This is a genomic window from Agrobacterium bohemicum, from assembly GCF_001562555.1.
Taxonomy (GTDB): domain Bacteria; phylum Pseudomonadota; class Alphaproteobacteria; order Rhizobiales; family Rhizobiaceae; genus Agrobacterium; species Agrobacterium bohemicum.
On record NZ_KQ961029.1, the window covers coordinates 1 to 21,835 of the forward strand.

At 57.8% G+C, this 21,835-nt stretch carries 23 protein-coding genes; 12 read left to right on the forward strand and 11 right to left on the reverse strand.

Annotated elements, in window-relative coordinates:
- Window positions 1–391 precede the first annotated feature (391 nt).
- Entirely contained in the window at window positions 392–1,924 is a 1,533-nt protein-coding gene (locus tag ATO67_RS12150) for a YifB family Mg chelatase-like AAA ATPase (protein WP_067649118.1), read from the reverse strand.
- 152 nt (window positions 1,925–2,076) lie between these two features.
- Window positions 2,077–2,547 (reverse strand): dUTP diphosphatase, encoded by a 471-nt coding sequence (gene dut, locus ATO67_RS12155; protein WP_067649121.1) that lies wholly within the window; start codon window positions 2,545–2,547, stop codon window positions 2,077–2,079.
- 90 nt (window positions 2,548–2,637) lie between these two features.
- On the opposite strand from dut, the gene ATO67_RS12160 reads away from it, so the two are divergent.
- Entirely contained in the window at window positions 2,638–4,221 is a 1,584-nt protein-coding gene (locus ATO67_RS12160) for a peptide chain release factor 3 (RefSeq protein WP_067649128.1), read from the forward strand.
- Window positions 4,222–4,472: 251 nt separating this feature from the next.
- On the opposite strand, the gene gshB is transcribed toward ATO67_RS12160, so the two are convergent.
- The 9 genes from gshB to rsmI all read right to left on the reverse strand — a co-directional run bounded on the left by gshB (window position 4,473) and on the right by rsmI (window position 12,674).
- A complete protein-coding gene (gshB, locus tag ATO67_RS12165) occupies window positions 4,473–5,429 on the reverse strand; it encodes a glutathione synthase (protein ID WP_067649131.1) in 957 nt (318 codons plus the stop codon).
- Window positions 5,430–5,532: 103 nt separating this feature from the next.
- A complete protein-coding gene (locus ATO67_RS12170; RefSeq protein WP_067649133.1) occupies window positions 5,533–6,039 on the reverse strand; it encodes a cupin domain-containing protein in 507 nt (168 codons plus the stop codon).
- A 102-nt stretch (window positions 6,040–6,141) separates the two neighbouring features.
- Entirely contained in the window at window positions 6,142–7,245 is a 1,104-nt protein-coding gene (locus tag ATO67_RS12175) for a sn-glycerol-3-phosphate import ATP-binding protein UgpC (protein ID WP_067649136.1), read from the reverse strand.
- 11 nt (window positions 7,246–7,256) lie between these two features.
- On the reverse strand, window positions 7,257–8,099 hold the full coding sequence (locus ATO67_RS12180; protein ID WP_067649139.1) for an ABC transporter permease subunit: 843 nt from the start codon (window positions 8,097–8,099) through the stop codon (window positions 7,257–7,259).
- 12 nt (window positions 8,100–8,111) lie between these two features.
- Window positions 8,112–9,083, reverse strand: a complete 972-nt coding sequence (locus ATO67_RS12185; RefSeq protein WP_173645937.1) for an ABC transporter permease subunit — start codon at window positions 9,081–9,083, stop codon at window positions 8,112–8,114.
- 304 nt (window positions 9,084–9,387) lie between these two features.
- A complete protein-coding gene (locus ATO67_RS12190; protein ID WP_067649142.1) occupies window positions 9,388–10,686 on the reverse strand; it encodes an extracellular solute-binding protein in 1,299 nt (432 codons plus the stop codon).
- A 128-nt stretch (window positions 10,687–10,814) separates the two neighbouring features.
- A complete protein-coding gene (locus tag ATO67_RS12195) occupies window positions 10,815–11,387 on the reverse strand; it encodes a sugar O-acetyltransferase (protein ID WP_067649145.1) in 573 nt (190 codons plus the stop codon).
- Window positions 11,388–11,398: 11 nt separating this feature from the next.
- Window positions 11,399–11,761, reverse strand: coding sequence for a YraN family protein (locus ATO67_RS12200; RefSeq protein ID WP_067649148.1), 363 nt, complete (start codon window positions 11,759–11,761; stop codon window positions 11,399–11,401).
- The gene (gene rsmI, locus ATO67_RS12205) at window positions 11,751–12,674 is read right to left on the reverse strand and encodes a 16S rRNA (cytidine(1402)-2'-O)-methyltransferase (RefSeq protein WP_067649802.1); all 924 of its coding nucleotides are present in this window, start codon (window positions 12,672–12,674) and stop codon (window positions 11,751–11,753) included. The genes ATO67_RS12200 and rsmI overlap by 11 nt, the downstream gene beginning before the upstream one ends.
- Before the next feature lie 272 nt (window positions 12,675–12,946).
- Between rsmI and dnaN the strand changes: the two genes are divergently transcribed.
- The 11 genes from dnaN (at window position 12,947) to ATO67_RS12255 (ending at window position 21,823) form a co-directional block, all read left to right on the forward strand.
- On the forward strand, window positions 12,947–14,065 hold the full coding sequence (gene dnaN / locus ATO67_RS12210) for a DNA polymerase III subunit beta (RefSeq protein WP_067649151.1): 1,119 nt from the start codon (window positions 12,947–12,949) through the stop codon (window positions 14,063–14,065).
- 192 nt (window positions 14,066–14,257) lie between these two features.
- Complete coding sequence (gene pmtA / locus ATO67_RS12215) at window positions 14,258–14,851, forward strand: phospholipid N-methyltransferase PmtA (RefSeq protein WP_067649154.1); 594 nt, start codon at window positions 14,258–14,260, stop codon at window positions 14,849–14,851.
- A 15-nt stretch (window positions 14,852–14,866) separates the two neighbouring features.
- Window positions 14,867–15,457: a histidine phosphatase family protein gene (locus tag ATO67_RS12220; RefSeq protein WP_067649158.1), complete on the forward strand. Its 591-nt coding sequence runs from the start codon at window positions 14,867–14,869 to the stop codon at window positions 15,455–15,457.
- Window positions 15,454–16,146 carry an orotidine-5'-phosphate decarboxylase gene (gene pyrF / locus ATO67_RS12225; RefSeq protein ID WP_067649160.1) on the forward strand — a complete coding sequence of 231 codons (693 nt, stop codon included), beginning with the start codon at window positions 15,454–15,456 and terminating at the stop codon, window positions 16,144–16,146. Before ATO67_RS12220 ends, pyrF begins: the two co-directional genes overlap by 4 nt.
- Before the next feature lie 12 nt (window positions 16,147–16,158).
- Window positions 16,159–16,446: a DUF1330 domain-containing protein gene (locus tag ATO67_RS12230; protein ID WP_067649163.1), complete on the forward strand. Its 288-nt coding sequence runs from the start codon at window positions 16,159–16,161 to the stop codon at window positions 16,444–16,446.
- Window positions 16,447–16,562: 116 nt separating this feature from the next.
- A complete protein-coding gene (locus tag ATO67_RS12235) occupies window positions 16,563–17,543 on the forward strand; it encodes a complex I NDUFA9 subunit family protein (RefSeq protein WP_067649165.1) in 981 nt (326 codons plus the stop codon).
- Between the two features lie 335 nt (window positions 17,544–17,878).
- The gene (locus tag ATO67_RS23270; protein WP_164470679.1) at window positions 17,879–18,034 is read left to right on the forward strand and encodes a hypothetical protein; all 156 of its coding nucleotides are present in this window, start codon (window positions 17,879–17,881) and stop codon (window positions 18,032–18,034) included.
- 231 nt (window positions 18,035–18,265) lie between these two features.
- A complete protein-coding gene (locus ATO67_RS12240; RefSeq protein WP_067649167.1) occupies window positions 18,266–18,958 on the forward strand; it encodes a glutathione S-transferase family protein in 693 nt (230 codons plus the stop codon).
- 35 nt (window positions 18,959–18,993) lie between these two features.
- Window positions 18,994–20,181: a tRNA epoxyqueuosine(34) reductase QueG gene (gene queG / locus ATO67_RS12245; RefSeq protein ID WP_067649170.1), complete on the forward strand. Its 1,188-nt coding sequence runs from the start codon at window positions 18,994–18,996 to the stop codon at window positions 20,179–20,181.
- On the forward strand, window positions 20,182–21,060 hold the full coding sequence (locus ATO67_RS12250; RefSeq protein ID WP_067649173.1) for an SDR family oxidoreductase: 879 nt from the start codon (window positions 20,182–20,184) through the stop codon (window positions 21,058–21,060).
- Window positions 21,061–21,454: 394 nt separating this feature from the next.
- Window positions 21,455–21,823 carry a septal ring lytic transglycosylase RlpA family protein gene (locus ATO67_RS12255; RefSeq protein ID WP_103087651.1) on the forward strand — a complete coding sequence of 123 codons (369 nt, stop codon included), beginning with the start codon at window positions 21,455–21,457 and terminating at the stop codon, window positions 21,821–21,823.
- Window positions 21,824–21,835: the final 12 nt, after the last annotated feature.

Genomic DNA, 21,835 nt, shown 5'->3' on the forward strand with positions numbered 1-21,835 from the left:
CACAAGGAGGGAGATTGGCTAGGGGCGGGCTCATTGGGCATCTTGAAAGGTGCGGCGGGGCGACAGCATGTTTTGCCGGTGCATCCCTCTGACGGCTACGATTGGAGCAGTGAACGTGCCTTTTACCAATCTCCCCACCTGAGGGGGAGATGTCCGGCAGGACAGAGGGGGGTGAGCGGCATGCTCTGCTCTCATACATCATCCTGACTACGTCGAAGAAAATATGCTTTGGTACATGGGAAGGGCTTGATCATCCAGCTGCGGTCCTCCCTAACCCGCACCACTCGTCCTTCGAGGCCTGTACGGAGGAACCCCAGGAGGTGAGCGCTACCATCGGCGCCTCTTCTGTGACTGACTTAGGATGAGAATGAGAGTTGCTCGTGATTTTCCATCAAGCCGCTGCCGTCAATCGCTCCCCCGCGATACGATAGGAAATCGCTTCTGCCAGATGAATGCGGGTCACGGTCGCCTTGTCGTCCAGATCGGCGAGCGTGCGGGCGACTTTGAGGATGCGGTGGTAGCCTCGGGCGGAGAATTTTAGTTTTTCGGCGGCGTCGCGGAGCAATTGCAGGCCCGGGGCGTCGGGTTCACCGAATTTTTCGATGAGAGCCGTGGAGCAGCGGGCGTTGGTGCGGATGCCGGTAAAGCCTGCGCGCGCGAAACGGTCCTGCTGCAGATCGCGGGCGCGGGCGACGCGTCTGGCGACATCGGCGCTGGCTTCGGCGGCCATGGGGCGAATGAGGTCTGCGGCGGAGACGGCGGGGACTTCGATGCGGATATCGATACGGTCCATCAACGGGCCGGAAATGCGCTGCTGGTAATCTGTAACGCAGCGCTGACCGCGGGCGCAGGTAAAGCCGGGCTCACCCGCCATGCCGCATTTGCAAGGGTTCATGGCTGCAACCAGTTGGATTTCAGCCGGATAGCTGACGCGATGGTTTGCGCGGGCAATGATGCATTCACCGGTTTCCAAGGGCTGGCGCAAGGCATCCAGTGCTTGCGGCGAAAATTCCGGAAACTCGTCCAGAAAGAGGACACCGTGATGGGCAAGTGACGCCTCGCCGGGTCTGGCGCGCAGACCGCCACCGACGAGGGCAGCCATGGTGGCGGAGTGATGCGGAGTGCGGAACGGGCGGCGATCCGACAGCTTGCCGCCGGAGAGTTGGCCAGCGATGGAGTGGACCATGGAGACTTCCAGCAGTTCCGACGCCAACAGGGGTGGCAGAATGGATGGCAGGCGCGAGGCCAGCATGGATTTTCCCGAGCCGGGCGGGCCAACCATCAGCAGATTATGTCCACCGGCGGCGGCCACTTCCAAAGCGCGCTTGGCGCTTTCCTGCCCCTTGATATCGGCCAAATCAGGCAGGTTGGCGGGATTGGCACGAATGGCTGGAACGGGGCGTGACAGACGTTGTGTGCCGCGAAAATGATTGACGAGGGCAATAAGGCTGCGTGGCGCGAGAATATCGAAATCGACCCCCGCCCATGCCGCCTCTCCACCGCTATCTGCCGGGCAGATCAGGCCCTTGCCCTGCGCATTTGCGCCGATGGCAGCGGGAAGCGCCCCGGAGACTGCACCGATGGTGCCATCCAGATTAAGTTCACCTAAAACGACATAGGAACCCAGCGCATCAGCGGGAATGGCACCCAATGCGGCCATGAGCCCGAGCGCGATCGGGAGATCGAAATGGGAGCCTTCTTTTGGCAGATCGGCAGGTGCCAGATTGACGGTGACTTTTTTTGCGGGGAGCGCCAGGCCGGAGGCATGGAGAGCTGCCTGCACCCGTTCGCGGCTTTCCGCCACGGCCTTGTCCGGCAGGCCGACGATCTGCATGCCGACCTTGCCGGGCGCGACCATGACCTGAACTTCGACCGGCACACCTTCTATGCCCTGAAATGCCACCGTATTGACGCGCGCAACCATGTAAGCCCCCAACAGTCGGACTTTAGAAAACGCGCAATCAAGCGTGTATGTGTCCGCCCATGCAACCTTGCACAACGCAAATGATAAAACAAGAACAAGAAGTGAACAATTTCACTTATACCGGGCAGTAATTTTTGCGCGGTTGTGAGACGTCAGACACCGGTTGAGCCGAAGCCGCCGGTGCCGCGCTCGGTATTGGACGTCTCGCTAACCTCGAAAACCTCTACCTGTGTAACGGGCGCAATAACCATCTGGGCGATGCGCATGCCGCGCTCGATGACGAAATCCTCCTGGCCCAGATTGGCGAGAATGACTTTGACCTCTCCGCGATAATCGCTATCCACTGTGCCGGGAGTATTGAGACAGGTAATGCCGTTCTTGATGGCCAGGCCGGAGCGCGGGCGGATTTGCGCCTCGTAGCCGTCGGGGACCTCGAAGATGAAGCCGGTGGGCACCAGTGCTCTTGCGCCTGATGTCAGAACCATTGGCGCGTCCTTGGCTACTGCGGCGCGCAGGTCCATGCCAGCGGCACCGACGGTTTCGTAAGATGGCAGTTCTATGCCGTCTGCATGCGCCAGACGAAGGAGATTAAGGGCGGGGCGATTTTCGTTTTTTAGGGTCATGCGGCATTAGTTTGCCGCGTGGGTGCCAAGGTCAATTGCAAAAGCGGCCCCGAAACGCTAGATACCGCGCAATTCCACAGGATTTGTTTGATGCCCGAAACACTCGCAGAGGCGGTTTCCCGCCGCCGCACCTTCGCTATCATCGCGCACCCGGACGCCGGTAAGACGACGCTGACCGAAAAGCTGTTGCTGTTCGGTGGTGCCATTCAGCTGGCCGGTGAGGTGAAGGCGAAGAAGGATCGCATCCAGACGCGCTCCGACTGGATGAAGATCGAGCGCGAACGCGGCATTTCGGTCGTGACCTCGGTGATGACGTTCGAGTATGACGACAAGGTCTTCAATATTCTCGATACGCCGGGCCACGAAGACTTTGCGGACGATACTTACCGCACGCTGACGGCGGTGGATGCGGCCATCATGGTCATCGATGCCGCCAAGGGTATCGAGCCACGGACGCTAAAACTGTTCGAAGTCTGCCGCATGCGCGACATTCCGATCATCACCTTCGTCAACAAGATGGACCGCGAAAGCCGCGACATTTTCGAGATTCTCGATGAGATCGAGGAGAAGCTGGCGCTGGACACGGCACCGATTACATGGCCGATCGGTCGCTCCAAGAGCTTCTGCGGCTCTTATTATCTGACCAGCAACAAGGTGCGCGGTTCCGACAAGGAAGTCGAGGCAACGCAGGTGAATGGCCCGCAGGATGTGGCCAACCGGTTGCCGGAAAATGAGAGGGCAGCCTTTATCGAGGAAACGCAACTGGCGCTGGAAGCCTGCCGCCCGTTTGACCGCGAGGCCTTCCTGGAAGGCCATTTGACGCCCGTATTCTTCGGTTCGGCACTGCGTAACTTCGGCGTTCGAGACCTGATCAATGCGTTGGGCGATATCGCGCCGCCACCGCGAGATCAGGTTGCCGATACGCGCACCGTACATGCCGACGAAGACAAGATGACGGCTTTCGTCTTCAAGATTCAGGCCAATATGGACCCGAACCACCGCGACCGCATCGCTTTTGCCCGCATCTGCTCCGGCAAGCTGGAGCGTGGCATGAAGGCGCGGCTGGCGCGCACGGGCAAGCAGATGGGCCTGACGGCACCGCAATTCTTCTTTGCCTCACAGCGCCACATTGCCGATACGGCTTTTGCGGGTGATGTGGTGGGCATTCCCAACCACGGCACGCTGCGCATTGGCGACACGCTGACCGAGGGCGAGAACCTTGTGTTTCAGGGTGTGCCAAACTTCTCCCCGGAAATTCTGCGCCGCGTGCGGCTGGAAGATGCGATGAAGGCGAAGAAGCTGAAGGAAGCGCTGCACCAGATGGCCGAAGAGGGTGTCGTGCAGCTGTTTTCACCGGAAGACGGTTCACCCGCCATCGTCGGCGTCGTCGGTGCCTTGCAGCTGGACGTGCTGAAGGAACGGCTGATGGGCGAATACGGCCTGCCGGTTTCGTTTGAAATGTCGCGCTTTTCCATCTGCCGCTGGATTTCGGCCGAGCAATCTGCCGACATGGAGAAGTTTCTGACCATCAAACGCGGCGATATTGCCCGCGATCTGGACGGCGACCCGGTGTTTCTGGCGCAGGATGCGTTTTCGCTGCGCTACGAGTCGGAACGGTATCCAGCGATCAAGATGGCTGCGATCAAGGAGTATCACGTCGCAAAGGCGGCGTGATGTTGGGACAAGCGGTACGCCTATAGTAAGCAGCAGTGGGTGGGGCTTACCCCCCTCTGCCCTGCCGGGCATCTCCCCCTCAGGTGGGGAGATCGACTCGCGGATGCCACCCGGCCATCTCGAAGGCTGCGGATAGAGTGGGGAGCATGTCTCTAGCCGATCTCCCTCCTTGAGGGGGAGATGTCCGGCAGGGCAGAGGGGGGTAAGCCCCACCCGCTGCCGCGCATTTTCACACGTTGTTGGTTTTCGACTTAACCCTGCGCGTCGCGTTTGCGCTCGATGGCATCCCACAACAGGCTGGCAACATCGGCGCCGCCGAATTTCTTGACTTCACGGATGCCGGTTGGGGACGTGACGTTGATTTCCGTCATGTAATCGCCGATGATATCGATGCCCACGAAGAGGAAGCCGCGTTCGCGCAGGGCCGGGCCGATGCGCTCGCAAATCTCTTTTTCGCGGCTTGTCAGTTCCGTCGGTTCAGGGCGGCCACCGGCATGCATGTTGGAGCGGGCATCGTTTTCCGCAGGCACGCGGTTGATGGCACCGACCGGCTCTCCATCCACCAAAAGGATGCGTTTGTCGCCCTTGCGAACGTCGGGCAGATACTGCTGGGCGATATAGGGTTCGCGGAACATCTGGCCGAACATTTCCAGAAGCGAGGAGAAGTTGCGGTCATCGCGGGTGGAGTGGAAGACGCCAGCGCCACCATTGCCGTAAAGCGGCTTGAGGATGATGTCGCCCATCTCTTCGCGGAAGCGGGAAATTTCGGCCACGTCCTTTGTGATGAGGGTTGTCGGCATCAGATCGGCGAATTCGGTGACGAAAATCTTTTCGGGTGAATTGCGCACCCATGCCGGATCATTCACCACGAGCGTCTTGGGGTGAATGCGCTCGAGCAGATGGGTGGAGGTGATGTAGGCCATGTCGAAGGGCGGGTCCTGGCGCAGATGGATGACATCCATCGTCGAGAGGTCAACACGTTCCGGTTCCGACAGGGAGAAGTGGTCGCCTTTGATATCGCGCAGTTGCATCTGCTCGACGGTTGCGTAGATTTTACCATCGCGCATCGACAGGCGATCCGGTGTGTAATGGAACAGGCGGTAACCGCGGGCTTGCGCCTCAAGGCTGATCGCGAAGGTGCTATCGCCCGCAATGTTGATGCCGGAGACATGATCCATCTGGATCGCGACGTTCTTGATTTTGGCCATGCGCAATTTCCTTTTGAAAGCCCGAAATGTGTAGGGCAGGCAAGCTTCAAAGGCAACTGCTACGCGGTGGCGTATCTATGAGTTTTATTGACGTTATCGGCGCCTAGAGTGTCGGCGTTTTGGCGGGCAACAGCTTGTTCTTCAAGCGGTAGGCAAAGGCGATGGGCGCAGGGAACGGGCGACGCAGGAAAGCAACTTTGCGCACGTAAGTGTCCACCCGCCATGTGGCCCAGGTGCCAGCCTTGAAATAGGCGACATCGCCCGTGCGCAACATGTGAACGGAGCCATCCTCCGCCGTGACATGAACTTCGCCTTCGAGAATGTGGACGGTCTCGTCCCAGGCGAAAAACCAGCGGAAGGTGCCAGCCGTGCAATCCCACAGCGCGGTGTAGGCAGCGCGGTCTGCGCTTTTGGAATGGTCGGCCATGCGGGCAACGGGTTCGCCTGCGATGATCCAGTCCGGATTGATGGGGGCCGGTTGCATCTGCATGGCGCTGGACGCGGCAGAGACGACAGGCGCGGCCCTCTCACGCTTTTTCGGCAGCGCCATCGACGGCACGGAGCGTCCGGCCAGTGCCGCCACACTTGCGATTACGACATGTAAAACCATATTGCGTCCCCACTTTGCAACGGGAACGCAATAACACGATTGGCGTAAGAATGCTCTTCCATAAATTGAATCATATTTAATGGAAGTGTATTTTCAACAGACTTAGTGAGCCGCTGCCAGCTGTTGCGCTGGCTGCTGGATGGCGGCGGCAGCGCCCTCTATGCGCTTTCCGCTTTCCTTGTCGAAGAAATGCAGCTTTTCCGATGCGATGGACAGCGACAGTTCCTGCGGAATATCCGTCTCAGATGCGCAGGCAACGGTCAGTGCCTGTTCGCCCAGCATGCCGTGAATGAGGCGCTGCGAGCCAAGTTCCTCGATATATTCGACGCGGAACGGCATGCCCGGCGCTGTCCCATGAACAAAGCGCAAGTCTTCGGCACGCATACCAACCGTCACCAGACCGGAGGTGGGCGCATAACCGTTGAGCGACAGGACCGTCGGACCGATGGCAAGGCTATCGCCATGCAGCTCGCCGGATAAAAGATTCATGGCGGGCGAGCCGATGAAGCTGGCGACGAAGGTAGAGGCGGGCTTGTGGTAGACCTCCAGCGGCGCGCCGATCTGTTCAATGCGACCGGCGTTGAGCACCACCAAGCGATCCGCCAGCGTCATGGCTTCGAGCTGGTCATGCGTCACGTAGATGGAGGTGGTGCCGAGGCGGCGTTGCAGGCGCTTGATTTCACCGCGCATGGAGACGCGCAGCTTCGCATCCAGATTGGACAGCGGCTCATCGAAGAGAAAGGCGGCGGGCTTGCGCACGATGGCACGACCCATGGCCACACGCTGGCGCTGGCCGCCGGAGAGAGCACGGGGTTTGCGATCGAGATAGGGCTGAAGTTCCAGCATGCGGGCGGCTTCCGCTACGCGCGCATCGATTTCGGCCTTTGGCGTCTTGCGGTTTTTCAGGCCGTATTCCAGGTTCTGGCGCACCGACATATGCGGGTAGAGCGCGTAGTTCTGGAACACCATGGCAATGTCGCGGTCGGCGGGTTCCACGTTGTTGACGACGCGGTTGCCGATGCTGACGGTGCCATCGGAAATTTCCTCCAGCCCCGCGACCATGCGCAAAAGCGTGGACTTGCCGCAGCCCGACGGGCCGACGAGCACGATGAATTCACCATCCTTGATGGAGATATCCACATCGTGCACGGCGCGCATGCCGTTGGAGTAATCCTTGCAGACCTGCGTGATTTCGATCTCGGCCATTGTGGTGTCCTTTATTTGTCGCTCTCGGTGAGGCCCTTGATGAACCAGCTCTGGAAGATCACGACGATCAACACAGGTGGCAGCATGGCCAGAACGGCAAGCGCGAAAGCTTCGTTATAATCGGGGATTTGCGAGCCGACCCACACTTGCAGGATCGATTTGATGCCGCGCATGAGCGTGAAGAAGCTCTCATCATTGGTCATCAGCATGGGCCAGAGATACTGGTTCCAGCCGTAGACGAACATGATGATGAAGATGGCGGCCACCATGGTGCGCGACAGCGGCAGCAGGATGTCGATGAAGAACTTGACCGGTCCCGCCCCATCGATGCGGGCGGCTTCCAGTATTTCATCTGGTACGGATTTGAAGAACTGCCGGAAATAGAACGTGCCGGTGGCCGACGCCAGAAGCGGCACGATCAAGCCAGTATAGGAGTTCAAAAGGCCCAGTTTGCTCATGACTTCGTAGGACGGCATGATGCGCACTTCGAGCGGCAGAAGCAGTGTCGTGAAGATGATCCAGAAGGCGAACGTGGCGAAACGGAAGCGGAAATAGACGATGGCGTAGGCCGCCAGCATCGACAACACGATCTTGCCGACTGCAAAGCCGACGCCGAGGATCATCGAATTGACGAACATGTTGAAACCGGTGATCTGGCCCGTGAAACCGCCCTTCTGGGTCAGTACCTTCTCGTAGGTCGCGATGAAGTTATTGCCGGGCGTAATGGCAAGACCATTCATATGGATTTCGGTGGCGGTATGGGTCGACGTCATGAAGGACACGATGACCGGCATGATCAGAAACAGCGAACCGATCATGAGAATGAGATGGTCGAGGGGCTTTGTCTTGTACATGTCTGATATCCCTCAACCGTAATGGATGCGTTTTTCGAGGAAGCGGAATTGCAGCACGGTCAGCACGAAGACCACGATCATGAGAATGACGGATTGTGCGGATGAGCCACCGATATCGTTGCCACGGAAGCCATCCAGAAAGACCTTGTAGACAAGGGTGATGGGGTTGTTGGCAGCCTTGTCCTTCACCATCACGTCAATGACGGCGAAGGTATCGAACAGCGCGTAGGTGATGTTGATGATGAGCAGGAAGAAGGCTGTGGGCGCGAGCAACGGCATGATGACCGTCCAGAACCGGCGAAAGCCAGAGCGGCAATCGATGAAGGCGGCTTCGCGCACGGACACCGGCACGCTTTGCAGGCCCGACAGGAAGAAGATGAAATTATACGGGATTTGCTTCCAGACCGACACGAAGATCATGGCAAAGGCGGTGTCGAAATAATTGACGCCTACCTGCATGTGCCAGCCAAGCATCGCGGCCATCTTCACGAAGGGGCCGATGTGCTGATCGAAGAACATCATGCCAATGAGGCCCGCAACCGGCGGGGCGATGGCATAGACCGAAATCAGCAGCGTCTTGTAGGTGGCACTGCCGCGAATGATCGCATCTGCCTTGACCGCGAGCAGCAGGCCGAGCGCCAGCGAGAAGACGGTGACCAGCACGGTGAAAACCACCGTGAACTTGGCGATGTTGAGATATTCGGTGCTGAACAGCGCATCGGAATAATTGGCGAGACCGACGAAGGTGGAGCCGAAGCCGAACGGGTCTTCGATATAGAATGAGGACTGGACCGCCTGCACCGAGGGCCAATAGAAAAACACGAAAATGACGAGCAACTGCGGCGCGATCAACAGATAGGGCAGCGCGGATGACGAAAACTGCACCCGTTTCGCCGCTTCAGCTTTTACCGCAGGCTTTTTTGCCTTGGTCATGAAGCCGGACAAGAACCGCACGGGACGCGGTTGTGAAGACGTATAGGCCACGCGCGCAAACCTTTATGTGTTGTGGACTTCTCTTCGAGGGTGAAGGGACGCCGGGATTATGACAGGCTAGGGCTGCATCATTGATGCCGAACGCAGTTCTCCACTCTCCGTCATTCCGGCCTTGAGCCGGAATCCAGCAGCGCCGCGTCTGCGGTGCAGAAGAGTCTTTCGCGATCAAGGACTTGATCGCACTGGATCCCGGATCAAGTCCGGGATGACGGGAAGAAGATGCGCTTCGTAAACTATCGCAGACAGTCTACGGACCTTCTCTCATCAAGAGGGAAGGTCCGCTCGTTTTCAGTTATCAGCCAGCGGTCTTGGCAAAGCGGGCCAGAAGATCGTTGCCTTCCTTCTCGATGATGTCGAAGGCATCCTTGACGGAGACTTCGCCGGAGAAGATGCGGCCATATTCACGTTCCATGATGGTGCGGATCTGTGGGTAGAAGCCGAGGCGATAGCCCTTGGACCATTCGCCACCTGGAAGAGAAAGCTGCTTGATGCCGACTTCGGCAACGGGCTGCTTTTCGTAGTAGCCTTCCTTCTTGGCCAGCTCGTAAGCTGCCTGCGTGATGGCAACGTAGCCGGTTGCCTGGTGGTAGAACTTCTGGATTTCAGGCGATGTCAGGAACTGGAAGAAGTCTGCAACGCACTTGTTTTCAGCTTCAGACTTACCGGACATGGCAAACAGGGCAGCCCCACCGATGAAGGAGTTGGTGCCAGCGCCCTTGATGGAGCCCCAGTAAGGAAGGAAGGTTGCCGAGAACGGCATCTGTGCCGTCTTCTGCAGGCCACCGAAGGAACCGGAAGAACCGATCCAGAGTGCAACCTTGTTTTCTTCGAATGGCTTCTGGTTATCGTTCCAGCCAGCGCCGTAATAAGCGAAGTAGCCCTGATCTTTCCATGCCTTCAGCTTTTCGAACATCATGACGAGGTTCGGGTCGGTCACCTTCAGCTTGGTATCGACAGTGCTGTCGTAACCATTGTTGTTGGTCGCGAACTGGAGATTGTTGCGCGAGAAGAAGTTCTCGGTGAATTCCCAAGTCAGCTGCGTCTGAACGAGCGGGATGAAACCGGCTTCCTTCAGCTTCGGTGCCGCTGCTTCAAACTCTTCCCAGGTCTTTGGTGCTTCAACGCCAGCCTTTTTCAGGGCTTCCGTGTTGAAATACATGATAGGCGCGGAAGAGTTGAATGGCATGCCGACGAACTTGCCATCAGCGGCGGCAAAGAAGCTGCGCACGCCGGGAATGAAGGCTTCGCGGTCAAACTTGTAGCCAGCCTTGGTGATGATGTCTTCAGCAGGGATAACGGCGCCCTTGGCATTGATGATGGTGGCGGCACCGGCATCGAAGACCTGGAGGATGTTTGGCTGTTCACCGGAGCGGAAGGCAGCGATGCCGCTGGCCAGGGCTTCTTCGTAAGAACCCTTGGAAACCGGCGTTAGCGCGCACGCGCTCTGGGCGGCGTTGAACTTCTGGGACACTTCATTGATGACTTCGCCGTTGCGGCCACCCATGCCGTGCCACCAGGTGATGTTCGTCGCCGCCATGGACGACGTCGCCGAAAACGTGATGGCCATCGCGGCCATGGAAAATTTCTTGATCATAGTTTCGTCCTCTACCGCCCTTGTTGGCTGAGGATGCGAATAGGCCCCTTCCATGACGGGGTTTTTACAGTTTTATGGCAGATTTATTACGGCGCAACCTGGTCACGTATGCCGATGAAGAGGATACATCAAATGAGAGTATCGGCATCTTTGGGGATGATCTTTCGCGCCGGATTTCCGACGACAGTCTGACCGGGTGCCACGTCTTTCGTGACGACGGAGCCTGCGCCGACAATCGCGCCTTCGCCGATGGTGATGCCGGGCAATATGATTGCGCCGCCGCCAATCCAGGCATTGTTGCCGATCGTGACGGGTTTCGCGATCTCGATACCCTTGGAGCGTTTCTCTACATCCCTGTGATGATCGGCGCAGTAAATTTGCACGCCAGGCCCCAGCATTGCGCCCTCCCCGATTTTGACCGGAGCGGAATCCAGGATGACGCATCCTGCGTTGAGGTAGACGTTTTTGCCCAGAGAGATATTGAAACCGTAGCTGCAATGGAACGGCGCTTCGATGAAAGCGCCCTGTGCGACCGATCCGAAAAGGGTTCGCAGAAGCGGTGCCATTGCGCCGCGGGCATCCGGTGCCATGGTGGCGTGCTGATGTACCGCGAGCCTTGCTGTGGCGCGAAGGGCATCGAGCTGTTCATCAAGGCAGCAATACCATTCCCCGGCGGCCATTTTTTCCCGCTCGCTGCGCATAGGCTACCCTTTCAAAAGGCGTCGACAAAATGTTTCGGCAGGCGTCGCGGCAGGACCGCGACGATATCAAAGCGTAGGGACAAGGTACCGGCATCCTTGCGACGGGACAGCCACAGGTCTGCGGCAGCGCGAATGCGGTTTTGCGAAGCGTAACCGACGGCATCCACAGCGCCGGTCTCCGACGCCCGCGCCTTGACCTCGATGAAGGCGATCACGTCCTTCTTGCGGGCGATGATGTCGATCTCGCCCACTCTGGTGCGATAACGAAGGGCCAGAATGCGGTAGCCCTTCAACAGCAGATAGAGCGCTGCCCAATATTCGGCGATATGGCCACGCCGTTCGGCACGGCGTTTGCTGTTCGCCTCACGCGCCATCGTTGTCCTTGAGGTCGAGAATACGCTGGTAGAGCTCCTTGCGCGGCAGGCCGGTGAGTTTGGCGGCTTCTGCGGCGGCCTTTGCGGCGGGCATTGTGGAGACGAGGTCTTTCAACAGCTTTTCCACGTCTTCCATATCGGGAATTTCGTCGTAGGAAGGCGGCTCTATCAGCAGAACGATCTCGCCCTTGACGATGCGGTCTTCGTTATAGAATTCCGTGAGCTCGCCCAGCGTGCCACGGCGGAATTCCTCGAAGGTCTTGGTCAGTTCACGGCATACGACGGCGCGGCGGTTCGGCCCCAGCACTTCCGAGGCGACCTTGATGGTGGCGCAGATGCGGTGGGGGGATTCAAAGAACATCATGGTTGCCGGGATTTTCGACAGTTCCGAGAAACGGTCGCGCTTGCCCTTGTCTTTGACCGGCAGAAAGCCTGCGAACATGAAGGCATCGCTGGGCATGCCCGAACCGACGAGTGCTGCCAGAGGTGCAGACGCCCCGGGGATCGGTACGACGCGGTGGCCTGCGTCCAGCGCCATCTGGCCCAGGCGATAGCCGGGATCGGAGACGAGAGGCGTTCCGGCATCGGACACCAGAGCCACGGATTTTCCGGCATCCAGAGCTGCGATGAGTTTGGGACCTGCCTCTTCGGCATTGTGTTCGTGGTAAGAATAGGGGCGGTTGCGGATGCCGTAACGGTCCAGCAGAATGCGGGTGACGCGAGTGTCCTCGCAGGCCAGCACATCGGCCGAGGCCAGCGTTTCCAATGCCCGTACTGTAATGTCACCCAGATTGCCGATGGGTGTGGCGACGAGATAAAGAGCGGCATCGATAGGGCGCGCAGGAACCGTGAAGCCGCCAATCTTGAAACCGCGCCCTGTGCCGTCGGCATCCGTTGTAGACTGTTCGCTCAACGCTTCATCTGTCACTGCATCATTCCCGTCATGTCTCATTCCATGTCTTTATGGGCAAGACGGGGGCTTCGAACAAGGGCAGTTGTTGGCGCTCAAGCCATGTAAGGAAATGTATAGCGTGGAAAATTGAGGAATGACGCGGTCTGGCCCCTTGCCTTTTCCTCGATAACTCTGCCATTTTGCCGGTCCACATTATCCGGCCAAAATGCCGGAGACACTATCTTGGCGATCCGGCCTATCCAGGATCGCATCGGTTGAAAGCGGAAGTCTTCATGCGTATTACCCTCGAGCGGTCGAACCTTCTGAAATCGCTGAACCACGTTCACCGCGTGGTGGAACGGCGCAACACGATCCCTATCCTGTCCAACGTGCTCTTGCGCGCATCCGACGCGAAGCTCGACATGAAGGCGACCGACCTCGATCTCGAGATCACCGAGGCGACACCGGCGATGGTGGAACAGGCTGGCTCGACGACCGTGCCTGCGCATCTGCTCTATGAAATCGTGCGCAAGCTGCCTGACGGTTCCGAGGTGCTGCTGGCCACCAACCCTGATGGTTCGACCATGACGGTTGCGTCCGGTCGCTCGAAGTTTTCGTTGCAGTGCCTGCCGGAAACCGACTTTCCGGACCTGACGGCCGGCACGTTCAGCCATGTCTTCAAGCTGAAGGCAGCGGATTTGAAGATGCTGATCGACCGTACGCAGTTTGCGATTTCGACCGAAGAGACCCGTTATTATCTGAACGGCATTTTCTTCCACACGATTGAAAGCGGCAATGACCTGAAGCTGCGCGCTGTCGCGACCGACGGCCACCGTCTGGCGCGCGCCGATGTAAATGCACCTTCCGGTTCGGAAGGCATGCCCGGCATCATCATTCCACGCAAGACGGTTGGCGAGTTGCAGAAGCTGGTCGACAATCCCGAGCTGGAAGTGACCGTCGAGGTTTCCGATGCCAAGATCCGCATTGCCATCGGCGATATCGTTCTGACCTCCAAGCTGATCGACGGCACGTTCCCGGATTACCAGCGCGTGATCCCGACCGGCAACGACAAGGAAATGCGCGTCGATTGCCAGTCCTTCGCCAAGGCCGTGGATCGCGTTTCGACCATTTCATCCGAGCGTGGCCGCGCCGTGAAGCTGGCGATCACCGAAGGGCAATTGACGCTGACCGTCAACAACCCCGATTCGGGCAGCGCCACGGAAGAAGTGGCCGTGGGCTACGAGCACGACAGCATGGAGATAGGCTTCAATGCCAAATACCTGCTGGACATTACCGCGCAGCTGTCCGGCGAAGACGCGATTTTCCTGCTGGCCGATGCCGGTTCGCCAACGTTGGTGCGTGATACGGCAGGTGACGACGCGCTTTACGTGCTGATGCCGATGCGCGTTTAGAACTCTCTCATTTTAGATAAAGCGCAACAAAACGCCGGTGACACCATCACCGGCGTTTTTGTTTGCGCATTCGTCACAGTTTGTTAAGATTTTCCTATTGCGACATTTTTCATTTTCTTTACGACAGACCGAAACAACATATTGCCACAGTTTCACCAAATGTTGTTTTGACGGAACACAGAGGGGGACCGGATGGGACTGAGCCTGAAACAGCGCTTCGGCAGAAAATTCGAAGAAGAAATTCGTTTCTTCAAGGGCATGGTGAACCAGCCGAAAAAGGTTGGCGCGATAGTTCCGACCTCAGGCGTGACCGCCCGCCGCATGGCAAGCGTCATCACGCCGCAATCCGGTCTCCCCGTTCTGGAGCTCGGGCCTGGAACCGGCTGCATCACCAAGGCGATATTGGCGCGTGGCGTGAAGCCTGAAAACGTGACGGCGATCGAATATTCCACCGATTTCTATCAGCAGCTTCTGCGCAACTATCCCGGCGTCAACTTCATCAATGGCGATGCTTTCGATCTTGATACGACACTGGCTGCGCAGAAAGACCAGATGTTCGACTGCGTGATTTCGGCTGTGCCCATGCTGAACTTCCCGATGGCAGACCGCATCAATCTGCTGGACGAGTTGTTGAAGCGGGTGCCGCATGGACGTCCGGTGATCCAGATTTCCTATGGTCCGGTATCGCCCATCGTCGCGCAGCCGCATCTCTACCACATCCGCCATTACGACTTCGTCGTGCGCAACATTCCACCGGCACAGCTGTGGACCTACACCCGCGCTTGAGTTAGCGTCGGTGTCATGTACGCACTTTACATCACCCACCCGCAGGTCAGGATCGAGGCGAATGTCCCGGTCCCGGAGTGGGGTTTGTCCGACATTGGACAGGCAAGGACGCGGCGAGCGAGCGCCCTGCCCTTCGCCAAACCCCTCCGGCGTATCGTTTCCAGCACCGAGAAAAAGGCCACCGATACCGCCCAGATTCTGGCAGCGGCGAGCGGTGTCGCCTATGAGACCGCTGACGATCTGCACGAAAACGACCGCAGCGCCACGGGATTTCTGCCACCCGATCAGTTCGAACGGGCGGCGGACTGGTTTTTCGCTCATCCGCATGCCAGCTATAAGGGCTGGGAAACAGCAGTCGATGCGCAGGCCCGCATCGTAACCGCCATAGACGCCATCCTCGCCAGCCATGATCCGACACAGCCGATTGCCTTTATCGGCCATGGCGGGGTTGGCACATTGCTGAAATGCCACCTCGCAGGCAGCGAGATTACCCGAAGCGCCGACCAGCCACCGGGCGGTGGAAATCTCTTCTGTTTTACCCTTGCAGACCGGCGCATCACATGCGACTGGACGGCAATGGAAACGTGGCAGGGGATGACACTATGACCGCACGCGAGCGCCTGATCGTCGGGCTTGACCTTCCAACCGTGGCTGAAGCCGAGAGCATCGTCAGCGCATTGGGCGACGATGTCCTTTTCTACAAGATCGGCCACCAGCTGGCCTTTGCGGGCGGGCTGGAATTCGCCAGGGAACTGGCGCAAAGCGGCAAGAAAATCTTTCTCGACATGAAGCTTCTCGATATCGACAACACTGTGGCCTCAGGCGTGGAAAACATTGCCAAAATGGGCATGTCGATGCTGACGCTGCACGCCTACCCCAAAGCCATGCGGGCAGCGGTGAAGGCAGCGGAAGGCTCTGGGCTGACGCTGCTCGGCGTGACCGTGCTGACGTCAATGGATGATGCCGATTTGATCGAGGGAGGATATCAAGGTGACGCCCGTTCGCTGGTGTTGAAACGGGCAGCCCAAGCGCGGGATGCTGGCATGGGCGGCATCGTCTGCTCGGCGGAAGAATCTGCTGGCGTGCGTGAGATCGTTGGAGCCGACATGGCGGTGGTAACCCCCGGAATTCGCCCTATTGGTGGCGATGCAGGCGACCAGAAGCGGGTTGTCACGCCGTTCGATGCGATCAAAGCCGGTTCCAGCCACCTTGTCGTTGGCCGCCCTATCGTGAAAGCCGCCGATCCGAGGGCTGCGGCACGCGCTATTCTGGATGAAATGACAAAAGCAATCTGAAAGGAAAACATCATGGCAAAGGGCTACTGGATTGCACAGGTGGATGTGCGTGACGCCGAGCGTTACAAGGATTATATTTCCACCGCCAAACCGGCATTTGAACGCTACGGCGCAAATTTTCTGGCCCGTGGTGGCGTCGTGACGCAGCTCGAGGGCAAGGGCCGGGCGCGCAATGTCGTGATCGAGTTTCCCTCCATGCAGCATGCACTCGATTGCTACAATTCGGATGAGTACCAGCAGGCGCTGAAAATTCGCCAGGAAGTGGCCGACACCGAACTGATGATCATGGACGGCGCCTGATCTTAGCCAGCATCCGTTCATTCTGGTTGGGGCGGATGTTGTTCTCTCTTCCCGTTGTATCGGCTTTAAGCTAAGAGACGGAAACACCTCTATTCAACGCTTCGCAGGAGCCTCCCATGCCTTTGGCCAACCTTCCCCCTCTCGTCACCGTTTTTGGCGGCTCGGGCTTTGTCGGACGGCATGTGGTGCGCTTCCTCGCCAAGCGTGGCTATCGCATACGGGTCGCCGTTCGCCGCCCTGATCTGGCTGGCTTCTTGCAGCCGATGGGCAATGTCGGGCAGATTTCCTTTGCGCAGGCCAACCTGCGTTACAAGGATTCGATCAACAAGGCTGTCGAAGGTGCCGACCACGTGGTCAACTGCGTTGGTATTCTGTTTGAAAGCGGACGCAACACATTCGACGCCGTTCAGGAATTCGGTGCGCGCGCCGTGGCCGAAGCCGCCAAGAACGCTGGCGCGACACTGACGCATATTTCCGCCATTGGTGCGGACGCGAATTCGACTATTGGTTATGCCCGCACCAAGGGCCGTGCCGAAGCCGCGATCCGCTCTGCTTTGCCGGATGCCATCATTCTGCGTCCTTCGATCGTGTTCGGACCGGAAGATGATTTCTTCAACAAATTTGCCGGCATGGCGCAGCGCATGCCTTTCCTGCCGCTGATCGGCGGCGGACACACCAAGTTTCAGCCCGTCTATGTGGAAGATGTGGCCGAAGTGGTGGCCCGTAGCGTCGATGGCGCGTTGAAGGCTGGCGCGACCTATGAACTGGGTGGGCAGGACGTCATGACGTTCCGCGACTGTCTTGAGGCCGTTCTGGCCGCAACCTATCGCCAGCGCCCGATGGTCAACCTTCCCTTCGGCATTGCCTCACTTATCGGCAAGATCGCATCCATGGTGCCGCTGATCACACCGCCTCTGACATCCGATCAGGTTGCCATGCTGAGAAACGACAATGTCGTCTCTTCCGAGGCCGCACATTCCGGGCTGACACTCGATGGTCTCGGCATCACGCCGGTGCGTGTCGCCTCCGTTCTGCCGTCCTATATGGTGAGCTACCGCACCCATGGGCAGTTCAGCAATGCTGGTAAAGCCGCTTAAACGTTATCGTATCTGGACGGAAAATCGGCATCCGCTTTTCCGTAAAATACTTTTGAAAGATGCGTGCAACCAAATTCAAACTGGTGAGTTATGCACCCAACGGGCAGCGATCACGTTCGCTGCCTTTTCTTTGTATGTGGGGGCACATCATGAAACCAGCAGAGCGTAAGACAAAGCGTGGCACATGGGCAACTGTGGACAAGAGTTCGCATTAACCCGGTGTTCAGCAAGGTCCTTTATTGCTAAACGCCACATCCTACACACAATCCAGAACCTAACAATCATCGTACGGCGGCTGATGTCGCCACGTTCATCGTCTGAAAGGCAAATATAAAATGGGCAAGTCTATCGCACTCTTTTTTGCGTGTGCGGCGTTGGTTGTTCTGGCAGGTTCGTTCATGGCGCCGGGCACGGTTGCAGCTGGCAAGACCGGTTGTTCGCCAGCCTATGGCGTCGATCCATGCGCCACGAGCTCGATCTCGGCAAACTGATCGATTTCAAGCAAAGCGCTTGGGTATGATTTTAAAAAAAGCGCCATCGAGTTGATCGAAGGCGCTTTTTTCATGGTTGGGTGCCGGTTTTCAGCAAGAAAGTGATGCACCAATCGCCCGGATGTTAAACTTGTCTTAAAAAAGCTGAACTTATAGTTTCTGCACAGGCCATACCTGTCCGCCCTCTGGCGATAAAGACAACCTTTCCTTTCATCAAAAATTTGAGTGCCGATGCCAACCCTTTTTCATTCTCCGATGTCGACTGCCTCACGATTCGTTCGGCTGATCCTGACCGAATACGGTTTCCAGGCTGATCTGGTCGAGGAGCAGCCATGGGAAAAGCGGCGCGAGTTTCTGGCACTCAACCCGGCGGGAACGCTGCCGGTCTATCTGGATGACAATATGCGCTCGCTGTGTGGGCCATATGTTCTCGCAGAGTTTCTGGACGAGACGCATGGTGTGTTGAAACGGGACAGGCGTTTGCTGGCTGAAGACCCGTTCCAGCGCGCCGAAATCCGCCGCCTGACGGAGTGGTTTTTGCAGAAGATGGAAACAGACGTGACCCGCCCGCTGGTGCGCGAGCGCGCCCACAAGCTGCAAATGTCCACCGCACAAGGCGGCGGTCCGCCAGACAGCAAACTGTTGCGCACGGCGCGCTCGAATGTCCATCAGCATATGAAATATCTGGAATGGCTGGCGGGATCACGCACGTGGCTTGCGGGCGACCGGTTGAGTTATGCCGATCTGGCCGCCGGTGCATCAGTCTCCATTCTCGACTATCTCGGCGAGATCAATTGGCTGGAAGCGCCGATTGCCAAGGAATGGTACCAGCGCGTCAAATCACGGCCCTCCTTCCGCCCTCTGCTGGCGGAACGCGTGCCGCGTCTCGCGCCCTCGTCCCATTATGCGGATCTGGATTTTTAAGCCTGCGACATGGGCTTGCTATATAATGACGCGCAATGCGGGTTCCTATCCGCATCAATTGCGGGAGAAGCGCCATCGACACAGCTTTGCAAAAGCAGCAGTTGCGCGCCGGCAAGCTGACGGACTTCGTTCGCGCAGAAGCACTCTCGCTCGGCTTCGATCTCTGTCGCGTCACTTCTGCCGACAGCATTCCACTTGCGCCGGAAAGGCTACGGGAATTTATCGGCAACGGCTTCCACGGCACGATGGGCTGGATGGAAGAAACGGAAGAGCGCCGGGCCAGCCCGAAGACGCTGTGGGGCGACGTGCGCTCGGTGGTGATGTTCGGCCTGAACTATGGCCCCGACGAAGACCCCCGCGACATTCTGACCAAACCCGACAAGGCGGCCATTTCCGTTTATGCGCGCAATCGCGATTATCATGACGTCATCAAAGGACGGCTGAAGGAGATTGCCACGCGCTTTGCCGCACGAGCTGGCGAAGACGTGAAGGTTTTTGTGGATACCGCCCCGGTGATGGAAAAACCCCTGGCGGCAGCGGCGGGTCTGGGCTGGCAGGGAAAGCATACCAATCTCGTCAGCCGCACACATGGTTCCTGGCTGTTTCTGGGTAGCATGTTCACGACAGCGCAACTCCAGCTGGATGAGGCGGAGCGGGACCATTGCGGCTCCTGCCGGGCCTGTCTCGACGCCTGCCCGACCAATGCCTTTCCGGAACCCTACAAGATCGATGCGCGGCGCTGCATTTCCTATCTGACGATCGAACACAAAGGCCCGATACCACCGGAATTCCGGCCGATGATCGGCAACCGCATCTATGGATGCGACGATTGCCTTGCTGCCTGTCCGTGGAACAAGTTTGCCGCAAGTGCTTCCGAGATGAAGCTGCAGGCGCGTGAAGACCTGAAGGAACCCTCCATCGCTTTTCTGTTGACGCTGGATGATGCGGCGTTTCGAACTTTCTTCAGCGGGTCGCCTGTAAAGCGGATAGGTCGAAATCGTTTCGTGCGTAACGTGTTGATTGCAGCAGGAAATTCCGGCGACAGCGACTTCATCGCCCAGTGCCAGACACTGGCACGAGATAGCTCCGCGGAGGTCCGCGCCATGGCGGTCTGGGCGCTTTCAAGGTTGATGGATGGGAAAAGCTTCACTACCTACGCAGCGGCCCGGGCGCCCGAAAGCGATTCGAATGTGCTGGACGAATGGCGGATAGCAGGAGTGTAAATGTCGCATCTGATGATTTTCGGCGCCGGATATTCCGGCAAGGCCATTGCCAGAGCGCTTCAAGGCAAAATGGCCAAGGTTTCGGGTACGACACGCAGCAGACACAATGTGACCGGCCTTCAGTGTCAGGCGATTGCACCCTTCATCTTCGATGGTGAGACGTTGAGCGAGGAGTTGCGCACGGAACTCAAAGGCGTGACACATTTCGTTCAGTCCATCGCGCCTGGTACCTCCGGTGACCCGCTGCTGCGGCTTTGCGCGCGCGACCTCAAGAGCCTGATGCCGGACTTACAATGGGCGGCCTATCTTTCCACCGTCGGCGTCTATGGCAACCATGATGGCGCGTGGGTGGATGAGAACACGCCCTGTCGTCCGGTGTCAGTGCGCTCGACGGAACGGGTGGAGGCGGAAAGTTCCTGGCTAGCAGCGGCAGAGACGGCAGGAGTACCGGTCTGCATCCTGCGGCTATCAGGTATCTACGGACCGGGGCGCAATGGCTTCGTCAACCTGGAAAAGGGAACGGCACGGCGGCTGGTCAAGGCAGATCAGGTGTTCAACCGCATTCGCGTTGAGGATATCGGCGGGGCAACGGACTTCCTGATCGACAAACATGCAGGCGGTATTTTCAACGTGACGGACGACGAACCGGCTCCGCCGCAAGACGTCGTTGCATTCGCGGCAGACATGATGGACGTCGAACCGCCGGAAGAGCAGGCATTCGAGACCGCCGAGCTCAGCCCGATGGCACGCTCGTTTTATGGGGAGAACAAACGCGTCTCCAACCGCAAACTGAAAGAACTTGGTTTTAACTTCACTCACCCGGATTACCGGCAGTCACTACGCCAGCTTTGGCAAGATGGTGTATGGAGAGATGAATAAACGTTCATCTTCATTGCAATGAAAAATCCTTCCAATGGCACTTTTCAGGAAGGAATTAATCTCATTTTGGCCTTTTAACCTTTCGTTAATGCGCAAATTTGGCTAAAATTTTCATACGGTGGAAAATTATTTCAACATGATTTCGTGATCCAGGCCATGCTACTTGGCCCGCGCAACGAATTTCTTGCTTATTGTTGATTCTAAATAAATTTTTGCTGGAAGCATCGAAGGCTATTTAAATTTCAATACCTTCTTTCAATCACGAATGTTACAAGCTGTAACACTTCGTGATTAGCGCTCGGCCATTTTTTGCCATTTTTCGCTCGCTCTACACTCACCTCAGTTCAGTTAGCCTAGTTTATCGGCGCGGGGCCGAGTATCAGGGAAGCACAGTTTGACGAATATCCGACGCATGACTTTTGCGGCTGCGACTATAGCCGCATGTTCCATCCTCACTCCACTTGCAGCGAATGCAGCAACTGGCTGTGGCGGCGCATCCTGGTATGCGCTGAACTCCAAAACAGCCTCTGGCGAGCGAATGAATCCTGCAACGCTGACGGCGGCGCATCGTTCCCTGCGGTTCGGCACCAAGGTCAAAGTAACGAACGCCAACAATGGCAAGGCCGTTGTTGTTCGCATCAATGACCGTGGTCCGTTCATCAAGGGTCGCGTTCTCGATCTTTCCAAGGCTGCCGCCAAGAACATCGGCATGGTCAGCTCCGGCACGGCGAAGGTCTGCTACGAAGTCATCGCTTCCAAGTAAGAGCGCGGGCGA